The sequence below is a fragment of the Luteimonas sp. RIT-PG2_3 genome (assembly GCF_054902115.1).
The window spans coordinates 79,898-93,445 of the sequence record NZ_JBUBPF010000003.1 but is presented as its reverse complement, the minus strand read 5'-3'; the positions used below and the strand labels follow the sequence as shown (position 1 = coordinate 93,445).

Below are 13,548 nucleotides of genomic sequence, written 5' to 3'. Positions count from 1 at the left end.
ATGGCCTCGACGCCGCACGCCGATCGCAATGCATCCCCCAACGCGTCGCTGGACGGCGTGTTGGCCCGGCACGGCGGCGCGCAGCGGCAGGCCGTCGCCCGGTCGACCGGCGTGCAGGGGCAACTGGTTGCGGTCGCGGACTATCCCGCGCTTGCCGCGGACTGGGCGCAACTCGAGGCCATCGCCGACGGTTCCCCGTTCCTGAGCTGGATCTGGATCTCGACCTGGCTGCACACCTTGCCCGCGGCGATCCGGCCGATCGTCTTCCGGGCCGAGGACCGCGATGGCCTGGTCGCGCTGGGCCTGCTGGTCGAAGTGCCCGAACACGGACTGCGACGGCTGTTCGGGCGCCAGTCGCTGCTGATGCAGGAGACCGCCGATCCCGATCTCGACGAGATCACCGTGGAATACGTCGGTCTGCTGTCGCGTGCCGGCGCACAGGCGATCGGCTACGTCGCGCTGTTCGACACCATCGCGCGTGATCGCCGTGGCTGGCGGCGGCTGCGCATCAGCGCGACGGCAGATGCCGCCGAGATCCGCGATGTGATCACGCCACCGCTGCAGGCCTACAGCATCGAATGCCGGCACTCCTACCTGGTCGACCTGGCCGACCTGCGCCGCTCCGGTGCGACCTACCTGTCGTCGCGCAGCCGCAACATGCGCGCGGCCCTGAACCAGACGCGGCGCGGCTACGAGGCATTCGGGGCGCTGCGCGTCGACATCGCGCCCGATCCGGCCACCGCCCGCGCATGGCTCGACGACCTGCGCGGCCTGCACCAGGCGCACTGGATGTCGAAGGGCAGGGCAGGTGCATTCGCCAGCCCGTACTTCTGCCGCTTCCACGAAGCGCTGATGGACGCCGGCATCCGCTCGGGCCTGGTGCAACTGGTCCGCGTCAGCACCGGGCCGCTGCTGATCGGCTATCTGTACAACCTGGCCTGGCACAACCGCCTGTACTACTACAACAGCGGCCTGTGCTACGGCCTGCTGCCCAGGAACGACCGCCCCGGGCTAATGGCGCACCTGTGTGCGATCGAGCATGCGCTGGCGGCAGGCTGGGACAGCTACGACTTCCTGGCCGGGGAACAGGACTACAAGCGTCGACTGGGCACGTCGGCGCGGACGCTGCACTGGGTCGACGTGCGTCCGGGCGGACGTGGCCCGCGCCTGGAACGGCTGGCCTTCAGCGTGGCCGGCAGGAGCTTCGGCATCCCGCTGGCGCAGGCCCTGGACGTCATCGCTCCGATCGCTGGCCTGTAGCGCGGGCCAGCGTCCGCGGTGCTTCGAACAGACCCCGCTCTCTCATTGCCGTCGATCCGGCGATCCTGAGGCACCGCCGCCTTGCCTCCCGACGCAGCAGCGCACCGCCTGGTCCGCCATCCGATGGCCGTCCCGCGCCACGAATCCCGTTTGAGTATCGACCGTCCAGCCGTCCATGCATGCCGCATGGATCGATGTGCTGGCAGAACCATTCGGCAGGCCGCGCCTGTTCGATGACAGGGGCGATCTACATGTTGGGCAACATTTCCGTACGCAAGGTCCTCTATCACCACCGTACCCAGGGCAAGGCCGTCGAAGGCGTGCATATCCGCGGCATCACCGATGCGCTGCGGGCCGAGGGCGTGCATGTCGACATCATCTCGCTGCCGGGCGCCGATCCGTATTCCTCGCCCAAGGCGATGTCGCCGACCAAACAGGCGCGTCCATGGATGGGACTGATCGCCAAACTGCCCGAGCCGCTGTTCGAACTGGCCGAGATGGCCTACAACGCCGTCGCCGGCTGGCGCATCTGGCGCTACCTGGCCAAGAATCCCGACGTCGACTTCATCTACGAGCGCTATTCGTTGTTCATGTTCGCGCCGATCTGGATCGCGCGGATGAAGAAGATCCCGCTGATCCTCGAGGTCAACGACTCGGCCACCGTGTACCGCGTGCGCCCGCTGTTCTTCCAGCGCATCGCGATGGCGATCGAGGGCTGGACCTATCGCAAGGCCGATGGCCTGGTGTTCGTGTCCACGGTGTTCCGCGACCGCGCCAGGGCCGCGCACGGCACGCTGGCGCCGACGCTGATCACGCCCAACGCCGCCAATATCGACAAGTTCACCTTCACCCAGAAGCAGCGCGACGACGCCCGCCAGCGCTTCGGCCTCGAGGGCTCGGTGGTCTGCGGTTACCTCGGTGCGTTCGTGCCCTGGCATGCGATCGACGGCTTCGTGCACCACATCGCCGATCGCCTGGCCGATGCCCCGCACCTGAAACTGTTGCTGGTGGGCGATGGCGCGACCTTCCCGGCGCTGCAGGCCTTCGTCGAGGAGCGCGGGCTGTCGCGCCAGGTCGTCATGACCGGCCGCGTCGGCCATGATGCCGTCCCCGGCCTGCTGGCGGCGATGGACATGGCGATCCTGCCGAGCGCGGGCGACTACACCTCACCGGTCAAGCTGTTCGAGTTCATGGCCTGCGCCGTGCCGCCGATCGCGCCGGATTTCGAGCCGATCCAGGAAGTGGTCGTCGAGGGCGAGACCGGCTGGATGTTCAAGGCCGGCGACCTCGATGCCGCGGTCGACCAGGTGGTCGCACGCAGCCGCGATTCGGCCGAACTGGCGCGCGTGGGGCACAATGCCCGTCGCTACGTCACCGACCACCGCCAGTGGCGCAACAACATCATGGAACTGGTGGCGTTCCAACAATCCCTGCAGGAGTCGCGGTCTTGAGTGAGCACGCCAATCCCTTCCAGTTGACCGTGCCGTGGCCGGCGGATGAGGCCGGCGAACTGCTGGTGGGCGGCAAGCGCCTGTCGCAGGTGGTCGATGCGATCGGCAGCACGCCGTGCTACGTCTACGACCGCGCCCGCCTGACCGCGCGCGCGCGCGGCCTGCGCGCCATCCTGCCCGACAAGGTCCTGCTGCATTACGCGATGAAGGCCAACCCGATGCCGGCGCTGGTCTGCCACATGGCGGGCCTGGTCGACGGCATCGACGTCGCCTCGGCCGGCGAGCTGCGGGTCGCGCTCGATTCGGGCATGTCCAGCGAGCACATCAGCTTCGCCGGACCCGGCAAGTCGGATCGCGAACTCGAGCAGGCGCATGCCGCCGGCATCCTGGTCAACCTGGAATCGTTCCGCGAGATCGGCGTGCTGGCGCGTGCCAGCGAGCGCAGCGGCGTGGCCGCGCGCGTGGCCGTGCGCGTCAACCTGCCGTTCGAGCTCAAGGCCTCGGGCATGAAGATGAGCGGCGGCGCGCGCCAGTTCGGCATCGACGCCGAACGCGTGCCCGACATGCTGCGCGACATCTCTGCCGCCGGCCTCGCGTTCGAAGGCTTCCACATGTTCGCCGGTTCGCAGAACCTGCGCCATGCCGCGATCGTCGAAGCGCAGACCAAGTGCTACGAGCAGGCGCGCGAATGGCAGGACATGCTGCCGGCACCGATCCGCAGCCTGAACCTGGGCGGAGGCTTCGGCATCCCGTATACGCCGGGCGAAGCCACGCTGGACCTGGCGCCGATCATCGACAACCTGGCCACGCTGTCCGAGCGTGTCGACGGCGACTGGCCGGATGCGCGCCTGGTCATCGAACTGGGCCGTTACCTGGTGGGCGAAGCCGGCATCTACGTGTCACGCGTGATCGACCGCAAGGTCTCTCGCGGGCAGGTGTTCCTGGTCGTCGACGGTGGCATGCACCACCACCTGGCGGCGACCGGCAACTTCGGCCAGGTGCTGCGCAAGAACTATCCGGTCGCGGTCAATGGCCGCGCCGCGGCCGGTCGCGAAACCGCGAACGTGGTCGGGCCGCTGTGCACGCCGCTGGACCTGCTGGCGGACCGCATGGAGCTCGATGCCGCGCAGCCGGGCGACCTGGTCGCGGTGTTCCAGTCCGGCGCCTACGGACGCAGTGCCAGTCCGCGCGCCTTCCTGAGCCACCCCGACGCGGTTGAAGCGCTGGTCTGAGCCAGACCAGTATGTGTCAGCATGCGCCCGCTTCGGCGGGCGCAGTCGTTTGCGGTCTAGACCGCTGCTGAAGACCTGACGCCATTGCGGCCGCGACCGCTGCTGCAGGCGTTACGCCGCCGGCGTGCTGTCGGCGGCGGCCTCGGGCGCGACCGGCGCCGACGGTTTGGGCTTGCTGACCACCAGGTGCTCGCGGCCGGGTGGCGGGGTCAGCGTGCTGATCCGGCGTGCCGGATTGCCGGCCACCACGGTATACGGCGCGACGATGCCGGACACCACCGAATGCGCGGAGACGATACTGCCTTCGCCGATCTCGGTGCCGGGCATCACCAGCACGTTGGAGCCGATCCAGACGTTGTCGTGCACGATGATCGGCTTGACGTCGGCGGCATCGGGCGGGGCGCCCGCCGCACGCAGGGCGGGGTCGGCGGGATGGCCACCGGAATCGCGGAAGACCACGGAGCCCGCGACCTCGACATGCGAACCGATGCGGATTTCCTTGCCGACCACGAAGCGGCTGTCGTGGGCGATGTCGGAATGGTCGCCGATGACCAGCAGCGGACGCTCGACGAAGCGCGCGGCGAAGGTGATGTTGAGCTTTCCGCTGATGCGAACATGGTCGCCGACGATCAGGTCACCGCGGCCCTGCACCCAGGGCACGTAGATGCCGGTGGTGACGCCCTTGCCGAAGCGCGTGCAGTAGGCCTTGAACAAAGGCTCGGCGATCAGCGTGCGGCGCAGGAAGAAGATCACTTCGCGAAGGCCGACATACAGCCACAGGTACGGACGGATCAGCACCCGTGGCGCCGGCAGCGTGAACCCGCGCACGCCGCGGCGCATCGCGCGCACGCCGGCCGCGGCCGGGTGGGGCGAGTTGGCGACCCAGTAGCGCAGGGAGGCGGACCATTTCATCGTGGATCAATCCTCGTCGACGGCACGCCCCGATGGCAAGTGCGGCGCGGTGCGATGGGCAGGAGCTGGCGGGGTTGTCCAATCGCCAATCGCGCAGGCATCCATCGTGGAGGCCTGCGCAGGGGCGGGGGCGCGTCGGCAGCGTGGCGTGACAGGGCCGGGGACCCGATCAGCGGTTGCGGTAGGCCACGCGCAGGTAGATCACGTTCTGCTTGACGTCGCCGAAGGCCAGGGCGTCGCCGTTGCGCTCGTAGCGGGTCACGCTGAGCGCGCTGCTCCAGTGTGTGGAGAACTGCTTCTCCAGCGACACCGTGAAGCGACGGGTGTCATAGCCGCCACCGGTGTTCACGTAGTCGCGGTTTTCCAGGTAGGCAAACCCCGACAGCGACAGCGTCGGGCGCAGGCGATAGGTCATGTTGGCGAACAGGCCGCGCCCACGCTCGTCGAAGACGTCGTTGTCGAGGTAAGCCAGGCGCTGCACGAACGGTTCGATCGCAAACGTGGTGCGGGCGCCGGTGTAGTTGTAGGTCACGCCGACGCGCTTTTCCTCGTACACCGAGGAGGTCACCGTCGCGCTGCTGATCAGCACGTTCTCGGGGACGCTGCCGGCGTCGCCGATCTCGGCCAGCGCGTTGTCGGCGGTATCGGAGAATTGCTTGATCGCCAGCAGCGTGAACGCGCTGCGCTCGCTCGGGCTCCAGCCCAGCTGGCCACGGAACAAGGGTCCTGAACTCGAGTCGCCATCGGCGAAATCGAGGTCGGAGTAGCCGACGTCGACGTTGAGGTTGAACCGGTTCAACGTGCGCTCGTGGCGCAGGTATAGGTCCGAGCGCTTGTGGTCGCGCGACAGCAGGTCGTTGTCGTAGTCGATGTCGCGGTACTGCGCGTTGGCCGAGAGGTTGCTCTCCGGGCCCAGGTCCTTGATCGCGCGCAGCGCGACGCCGAAGCGATCGGAGTTGAAATCCTCGGTGACCTCGGCGTCGGTGTTCATGTAGCGCAGTTCGGCCTGGCCGCGCACGGTCTGGCCCATGCGGAAGAACAGGTTGGGACCGGCCGAGAACACGTTGACCCGCTGGCGGTTCTCCGGCGAGTCCGGCGCGAATCGGTCGATCGACTGCATCTCCAGGCTGTCTTCGACGAAGAAGCTCAGGCGCTCGGGCACCAGCGTCCAGTTCAGTCGCCCGGTCAGCATGCCTTCGACGGTGTCGGAGTAGATGCTGTCCTCGTAATTGCGATAGTCCATCCGGCCGGTGACCAGGTACTGCAGGCGCGAGGTCTCCTCGCGTGCGGTGAAGCCCAGGCCGGTGCGGAAGATCGTTTGGCTGACCGGGTCGATCGCGACCACGCGGACGTTGTCGTCGTGCTCGATGCCGGCATCGAGCACGTAGTTGATGCGGACCGCCTGGGCGTTGCCATGCATCGAGGCAAGCAGGGCCGCGCTGAGGGCCGTGAGGCAGAGCCGGTTCCTGTTCATTGCGCGTACTCCTTTGACCACGGCAGGTGCGGTCATCAATTCACGTCGTTGAACACGACGCCTGCCAGTTTTTCCGGGTCGAAATTGGCCGCGGCCTTGTCGATGTTCTCCAGCGTCACCTTGCCGTAGCCGGCCACCAGCACGACCAGGTCGGCCAGGTCGGACAGGATGCGGGCATCGGGCGACTTCAGCGCCGAGGGGCTGTCGAGGATCAGGTAGCGGTTGGGATGGTTGCTGCGCAGCGAGTCGATCATCGTGCGCGCGCGCAACGAGCTGAAGTACTCGCCGGTGGTCTCGCGCGCATGGCCGCTGGGGATCAGGTACATGCGCGGGATGCCGGTGCGGTACTGGATGTCGGCGATGTCGGCGACGCTGTCTTCCAGGTAGTCCATCAGGCCGCCGGCATTGGCCTCGACGCCCAGCGCCGCGTGCTGCGACGGATACAGCGCGTCGCAATCGACCAGCAACGAGGTCTTGGTTTCGTCGAACGCGAACGCGGCAGCCAGGTTGCGGGCGACGAAGCTGCCGCCGCAGCCGGGCGTGACAGGCACGATCAGGGTCACGAAGTTCTGGTTGCCGCCCAGCGTCAACAGGCGCGTGCGCAGGTCACGGAAGGCGTCTGCCTGCACGCGCACCGAATCGTTGCGGTGGATCAGGCGGCGCTCTTCGAGCGAACGCGGGGTCAGCGCCTGGTTGTCACTGCCGCGCGTGATCGAGCGCGAAGAGTCGGGCGCGGGGACGACGGCGTGGCGATCGTTGGATGAGGTCACGGACGGTTCCGGGTATTGAGGGTTGCTCATGGCAGGCTCACGCAGCCACGATCCGGTAGGCAAACAGCAGTCCGTAGACCACGAAGATGCCGACGACCATCGCGATGCTGGCCGCGATGTTGGTGTACTGGCGACGACGCTCGCGCGGCGTCGGATACGCCGGGATCGAGGTCAGCAGCGGATAACGGCCCTGCTGTTCGATCAGCTGCGCCGAACGGATGCGCGGGTCGAAGCGCACCAGCAGGAACAGCAGGCCCAGCGGCAGCGCGATCGCGAACAGCATGCCGCCGGCGGCGATATGCATGAAGCGCAGGCCCGACGGGCGCAGCGGCATCGTCGCCGGATCCTGCACGCGCAGGGTCAGGCCGCGGTTCTCCTGGTCAAGGCCCATCGACACGCGCGCATTCTCGCGACGGCGCAACAGGTCCTGGTAGATCTCGCGGTTGACCTCGTAATCGCGGGTCAGCTCGGCCAGCACGCTCTCGGATGCGGCGATGCGGCGGCTGCGATCGAGCTCTTCGTTGAGCAGCGACGACGAGATGTCCATGCGCGAACGGGTCGCGGCGGCCTCGCGGCGGGCCTGCGACTGCTGGCTGCGTAGCTCCTGGTACAGCGGGTTCATCTGCACGTCGTTGGAGTTGGTCGCCACGTTCTGGCGCGGCTGCTGCTCGCGACGACGCTGCTCCTGCTGCAGGTTGCGCTGGATGTCCTCGATCTGCAGGTTGACGCGCACGACGTCGGGATGCTGTTCCGTGAAGCTCAGCAGCAGGCGGTCACGCTCGGCCTGCAGTTCCAGCAGCTGGGTGCGGTAGAAGGTTTCGCGGGTCTGCACCGCGGTCACCGCCGATTCGCCCGACAGCTGCGAGCCGATCGAGGATTCGCGCGATTCCTGCTCCATCAACGCCATGCGCGCCTGTTCGACCTGCGTCCGCAGCGAGCTGATGCGCGCGCTGACGTCGACCGCGCTGCCGGGCTGCGCGTCGGCATTGCGCGAGCGGTAGTCCTGCAGGTTGTTCTCGGCTTCGGTGAGCTTGCGGTGGTATTCCTGCACCTGCTTGTCGATGAACTCGTAGGCCTCGCGGCTTTCGCGTTCCTTGGTCGCCAGGGTCTCGGTGATGAACAGCTGGCCCAGCGCTTCGGTCACGCGGAACGTACGCTCCGGGTCGCGGTCGCGGTAGATGATCTCGACCAGGTCGGGACGCGGGCCGGTGATCAGCGTGCGGTTGCGGATCTGCTCCATCAGGCGGTCCTTCTCGACCGGCGACGGTGCATCCTTGTTCCAGCCACCCACTTCCAGGATCTGCTCGAGCACCTTGCGGCCATAGATGATCTGGCGGGCCATGCCCGCGCGATCGGCGACGCCGGTGGTCACAGCGCGGCCTTCCAGCAGCGGCTGGATGATGTCGCTGTCTTGGGCCAGGATCGTGACCGAGGTCGAGTAGTTGCGCGGGATCACGAACATGCCGATCAGCAGTGTCAGCAGCGCGATCGCGGAGAAGATCGCGCTCAGGCTCAGGATGCGCTTGCGTCCCTCCTTGAGCAGGATCAGGACGAGTTCGTTGGGCGACAGCTCCGGGGCCTTGGAGCGGGAGGCGGGGCCGCGCGGCCCCGGAAGCGCATTTGCCTGCATTAGAACGTGCGCTCCGGCACTGTGATCACGTCGCCGGGGGCGACCTTGAAGTTGGTCGACAGGTCGCCCTTGTTGAGGATCCTGTCGAGGCGCACCGCATAGGTGGTCGTGGTTTCGTCGGTGTTCCTGCGGAACAGGTCCGAACGGTCGGGCGCGGCGAACTCGGTGGTGCCGCCGGCGGCGAGCACCGCGTCGAGCACGGTCATGCCCTGGCGATAGGGGATCGAGATCGGCTGGCGCACGGCACCGGTCACGCGCACGCGCGACAGGTACTCATGGCTGCGCAGGTCGGTCAGGATCACCGCGACCTGCGGCGAACGCACGAACGCACCGAGCTTTTCCTCGATGTCCTTGGCCACCTCGGTCGGGGTGCGGCCACCGGCGGTGACGTCGCCGACCAGCGGGACCGAGATCTTGCCGTCCGGACGCACCGGTACGGTGATGCCCAGTTCCGGGTTGCGCCAGACGGTGACCTGGACCAGGTCGTCGACGCCGATCAGGTAATCCTTGACGGCCGCCTGGGTCTGTTCCGGTGGCGTGGTCGAGCGGCTGCCGCCGGAAGCGCAGGCGGCGAGCATCAGGGCAGCCAGCAGGCCGACGATGAGGTGTTTAAGGGTGTGCATGGGTATCCCCTGGGTGTTCGTTATTTCAGATTCGATGCAGACAAGAACGCGCAAACAGCTCGGATGCGGACAGGCCTGTGTGCGGTTCCCGGCCGCATGGACGCGATGATAGGCGCTTGCGCGACGGGATGTCGTGTTCATGCGGCGACTTCATGCCGCGATGGGCGCGCAGGCCGTCCGGGTGGACGGCATGCAAGGACCGGGCCTGCGACGGCGTTTGCGGTCGCGCAGGGGGTACCCGGAACTGTTCATGATCTGTCGCGAGCGCAGCCAACTGGCGTGTGGTGGAGCGCAGAAAGCGCAGTGTACGTGCAGGTACATGAGTATTCCGAGCACCGCACGCGCGCCAGATGGCACGCGCAGCAAGATATTGAATGGGTTCTCAGGCCTTATAGAACTCCCGGTACCAGTCGACGAACCGGCGGACGCCCGTTTCGATCGGCGTGGACGGTGAATAGCCGGTATCGCGTTGCAGGGCGCGCACGTCGGCATAGGTATCGGGGACGTCGCCCGGCTGCAGCGGCAGCAGGTTGCGCTCGGCCTTGCGGCCCAGGCAATCCTCGAGCACCTCGATGTAGCGCAGCAGTTCGACCGGCTGGTGGTTGCCGATGTTGTAGACCCGGTACGGCGCGCTGGAGCTGGCCGGGTTGGGCTGCATCGGGTCGTAGTCGGGGTCGTGGCCGGGGATGGTGTCCAAGGTCCTGATCACGCCTTCGACGATGTCGTCGATGTAGGTGAAATCGCGCGTATGGCGGCCGTGGTTGAACACGTCGATCGGCTCGCCGGCCAGGATCTTGCGGGTGAACAGGAACAGCGCCATGTCCGGGCGGCCCCAGGGGCCGTAGACCGTGAAGAAGCGCAGGCCGGTGGTCGGCAGGCCGAACAGGTGGCTGTAGGTATGCGCCATCAACTCGTTGGCCTTCTTGGTCGCCGCGTACATGCTGACCGGGTGGTCGACGCTGTCCTCGACCGCGAAGGGCAGCTTGCGGTTGGCGCCGTAGACCGAGCTCGACGAGGCATAGACCAGGTTTTCGACGCCGTTGTGGCGGCAGCCTTCGAGGATGTTCATGAAGCCGACGATGTTGCTGTCGATGTAGGCCTGCGGGTTCTCCAGCGAATAGCGCACGCCGGCCTGGGCCGCCAGGTTGACCACGCGCTCGGGCTTGAACCGGGCGAAGGCCTGGTCCAGCGCCGCGCGGTCCTCGAGCGAGGCCTGGGTGAACTGGAAGCCCGGCAGCGGGGTCAGCCGCGCCAGTCGCGCCTGCTTGAGGCGGGGGTCGTAGTAGTCGTTGAGGTTGTCGTAGCCCAGCACCTCGTCGCCGCGGGCCAGCAGGCGCTCGCTGAGTTTGGAACCGATGAATCCGGCGGCGCCGGTGACGAGAATTCGCATGCTGGGGACATCCTGTGCGGGTGGTGGAAGGCCGGCGCGGTTGCGCGGGGCAGGAGCGGCGGGCGCTCCGGTGCTGCGGCCTGGGTGGCCCCTTGCCGGAGGCAGGGGCCTGGATTCAAGGGGTCGGGTCGGGCGTCGGTGACTCAGCTCACAGGCAATCGTCGATACTGTCGCGCGGCAACGCGCGCTTGACGTCGAATACCACCGCGCCGGGCTTGCCGAAGCCGCGGATCCGCTGCGGGCCGAGCTCGATGAACTGGCGGTGCGCGACGGCCAGGATCACCGCGTCGTAGTCGCCGGCGGCCGGCTCCGCGACCAGGTGCAGGCCGTATTCCTCTTCGGCCTGGGCCGGCGAGACCCACGGATCGTGGACCGCGACGTCGACGTTGTAGGTCTTGAGCTCGGCGATGATGTCGGTAACGCGGGTGTTGCGCAGGTCCGGGCAGTTCTCCTTGAACGCCAGGCCCAGGATCAGCACCTTCGCACCGGCGGTCTGCAGGCTGCGCTGCTGCATCAGCTTGACCACGCGCTGGGCGACGTGCCCGCCCATGCTGTCGTTGATCCGGCGGCCGGCCAGGATCACCTCGGGGTGGTAGCCGATCTCCTGCGCCTTGTGGGTCAGGTAGTACGGGTCCACGCCGATGCAGTGGCCACCGACCAGGCCCGGCCGGAACGGCAGGAAGTTCCACTTCGTGCCGGCGGCCTCGAGCACCTCGTTGGTGTCGATGCCCAAGCGGTGGAAGATCAGCGCCAGCTCGTTGATCAGTGCGATGTTGACGTCGCGCTGGGTGTTCTCGATGACCTTGGCGGCCTCGGCGACGCGGATGCTCGAGGCCTTGTGCGTGCCTGCGGTGATGACGCTGGCGTACAGCGCGTCGACGAAGTCCGCGGCCGCCGGGGTCGAGCCCGAGGTGACCTTGAGAATGGTCTCGAGCCGGTGCTGCTTGTCGCCCGGGTTGATGCGCTCGGGGCTGTAGCCGGCATGGAAATCGGCATTGAAGGCCAGCCCGGACTCGCGCTCGATGATCGGAATGCAGACTTCCTCGGTCGCGCCAGGGTAGACGGTGGATTCATAGACCACCACGCCGCCGCGCTGCAGCGCACGGCCGACGGTGCGGCTGGCCGACTCCAGCGGCCGCAGATCGGGGCGCTTGTAGTCGTCGATCGGCGTCGGCACGGTGACGATGAAGACGTTGCAGCGCTTGAGGTCCGCCGGATCGTCGGAGAAGTCGAGCCGGTCCGAGGTCTGCAGTTCCTCGGCCGTCATCTCCAGCGTCTTGTCCTCGCGCTGGCGCAGCTCGCCGATGCGCTTGCTGTCGATGTCGAAACCCAGGGTGTCGAACTTGCGGCCGAACGCGGCCGCCAGCGGCAACCCCACGTAGCCCAGGCCGATCACGGCGATACGGATGTCGTCAGCGGCGGGCAACGGTGCGGTCATCTTGGGTCCAGGCAGGCAGGGCGGCGGAAGGGGACAAGTCTAAGCGGCATCGCGGGCAGGACAAGCCGTGTCGGCGGATGCCGCCGGCCATGCGGAAGCGATGGCACTGCTCGCTAAACGCGATTGCGGGCGGGAACCGGACGGCCGCCCGTGCCGTGGCCCCGTCTGCGCGGGCGGCACGCCGGGGTGGCCGGCGTTGATGGATAATGCCCGGACACGGGACACCGGATACGAAGCAAGGGACGCGCGATGAGGATTCTGGTCTGCGGCGGGGCGGGATACATCGGGAGCCACACCTGCGTGGTGCTGGCCGGGCGTGGGCACTCCCTGGTCGTGGCCGACAACTATTCCAACAGTTCGCCCAAGGTGTTCGAGCGGCTGAAGGAGATCACCGGGCAGTCGCTGGACGTGCGCGAGGTCGACCTGCGTGATCGCGCCGCGACCGATGCGTTGCTGGCCGGCGACAGCTTCGACGCGGTGATCCATTTCGCCGCGCTCAAGGCCGTCGGCGAATCCTGCGAGCGTCCGCTGGACTATTTCGACAACAACATCTCCGGCACGATCAACCTGCTGCAGGCGATGAAGTCCGCCGGCGTCCACCGGCTGGTCTTCAGCTCGTCGGCGACCGTCTATGGCGATCCCGACCGCATTCCGGTCGACGAGGACGCGCCTCTGCGCGTGACCAACCCGTATGGCCGCACCAAGCTGGTCATGGAGCAGCTGATCGAGGACCTGGTCGCCAACGACCCGGGCTTCCGCGCCGCGGTACTGCGCTATTTCAATCCGGTCGGTGCGCATCCGTCGGGCCTGATCGGCGAGGATCCAGGCGGCATCCCCAACAACCTGATGCCCTACATCTGCCAGGTGGCGGTCGGGCGACGCGAGGAACTCGCGATCTTCGGCGGCGACTGGCCGACCGTCGACGGCACCGGCGTGCGCGACTACATCCACGTCATGGATCTTGCACGCGCGCATGCCGACGCGATCGACTACCTGGTGCGCGAGGACCGCAGCCTGACCGTCAACCTCGGGACCGGGCAGGGCGTCAGCGTGCTGCAACTGGCACAGGCATTCGAACGCGCCTCGGGCCGGCCGGTGAAGTACCGCATCGCGCCGCGCCGTGCGGGTGACGTCGCCGCGGTCTATGCCGATCCGGCGCGTGCGCGCGAACTGCTGGGCTGGCAGGCCGAACTGGATGTCGATGCCATGTGCCGCGATGCCTGGCGCTGGCAGTCCGGCAACCCCAACGGTTTCGCCGACGCCTGACCCGCCGCGCTCCGCAGGCGCCGTCAAGGGTGCGAACCGGGGCGCCTCCGTCAAGTATCGACGACGGCGCGGCATCCCGTCACATCGATCCGCATGCAGTGA

Annotated in this window: 11 protein-coding genes; 4 read left to right on the top strand and 7 right to left on the bottom strand. The window is 67.5% G+C overall.

The genetic code is table 11. The features are described from left to right. The 3 genes from ACYX7E_RS05385 (at position 1) to ACYX7E_RS05375 (ending at position 3,943) form a co-directional block, all read left to right on the top strand. The gene (locus tag ACYX7E_RS05385) at positions 1–1,260 is read left to right on the top strand and encodes a GNAT family N-acetyltransferase (protein WP_462079545.1); all 1,260 of its coding nucleotides are present in this window, start codon (positions 1–3) and stop codon (positions 1,258–1,260) included. 233 nt (positions 1,261–1,493) lie between these two features. Further along, a complete protein-coding gene (locus tag ACYX7E_RS05380) occupies positions 1,494–2,711 on the top strand; it encodes a glycosyltransferase family 4 protein (protein ID WP_462079544.1) in 1,218 nt (405 codons plus the stop codon). Then, on the top strand, positions 2,708–3,943 hold the full coding sequence (locus ACYX7E_RS05375) for a pyridoxal-dependent decarboxylase, exosortase A system-associated (RefSeq protein WP_462079543.1): 1,236 nt from the start codon (positions 2,708–2,710) through the stop codon (positions 3,941–3,943). Before ACYX7E_RS05380 ends, ACYX7E_RS05375 begins: the two co-directional genes overlap by 4 nt. Positions 3,944–4,054: 111 nt before the next feature. Here the strand turns inward: ACYX7E_RS05375 and ACYX7E_RS05370 are convergent, their stop codons facing one another. The 7 genes from ACYX7E_RS05370 to ACYX7E_RS05340 form a co-directional block, all read right to left on the bottom strand. Beyond that, complete coding sequence (locus ACYX7E_RS05370; RefSeq protein WP_462079542.1) at positions 4,055–4,855, bottom strand: acyltransferase; 801 nt, start codon at positions 4,853–4,855, stop codon at positions 4,055–4,057. A 169-nt stretch (positions 4,856–5,024) separates the two neighbouring features. Continuing rightward, positions 5,025–6,329 (bottom strand): hypothetical protein, encoded by a 1,305-nt coding sequence (locus tag ACYX7E_RS05365; RefSeq protein WP_462079541.1) that lies wholly within the window; start codon positions 6,327–6,329, stop codon positions 5,025–5,027. Positions 6,330–6,364: 35 nt separating this feature from the next. Then, positions 6,365–7,099 (bottom strand): P-loop NTPase family protein, encoded by a 735-nt coding sequence (locus ACYX7E_RS05360; RefSeq protein WP_462079540.1) that lies wholly within the window; start codon positions 7,097–7,099, stop codon positions 6,365–6,367. A 37-nt stretch (positions 7,100–7,136) separates the two neighbouring features. Continuing rightward, positions 7,137–8,729, bottom strand: a complete 1,593-nt coding sequence (locus ACYX7E_RS05355) for an XrtA system polysaccharide chain length determinant (protein ID WP_462079539.1) — start codon at positions 8,727–8,729, stop codon at positions 7,137–7,139. Next, the gene (locus ACYX7E_RS05350; RefSeq protein ID WP_462079538.1) at positions 8,729–9,352 is read right to left on the bottom strand and encodes an XrtA/PEP-CTERM system exopolysaccharide export protein; all 624 of its coding nucleotides are present in this window, start codon (positions 9,350–9,352) and stop codon (positions 8,729–8,731) included. Before ACYX7E_RS05350 ends, ACYX7E_RS05355 begins: the two co-directional genes overlap by 1 nt. Positions 9,353–9,734: 382 nt before the next feature. Then, the gene (locus tag ACYX7E_RS05345) at positions 9,735–10,742 is read right to left on the bottom strand and encodes an NAD-dependent epimerase (RefSeq protein WP_462079537.1); all 1,008 of its coding nucleotides are present in this window, start codon (positions 10,740–10,742) and stop codon (positions 9,735–9,737) included. Between the two features lie 148 nt (positions 10,743–10,890). Then, the gene (locus ACYX7E_RS05340; RefSeq protein ID WP_462079536.1) at positions 10,891–12,180 is read right to left on the bottom strand and encodes a nucleotide sugar dehydrogenase; all 1,290 of its coding nucleotides are present in this window, start codon (positions 12,178–12,180) and stop codon (positions 10,891–10,893) included. Positions 12,181–12,429: 249 nt separating this feature from the next. Between ACYX7E_RS05340 and galE the strand changes: the two genes are divergently transcribed. After that, positions 12,430–13,446 carry a UDP-glucose 4-epimerase GalE gene (galE, locus tag ACYX7E_RS05335; RefSeq protein WP_462079535.1) on the top strand — a complete coding sequence of 339 codons (1,017 nt, stop codon included), beginning with the start codon at positions 12,430–12,432 and terminating at the stop codon, positions 13,444–13,446. The last annotated feature ends 102 nt before the right edge of the window (positions 13,447–13,548 follow it).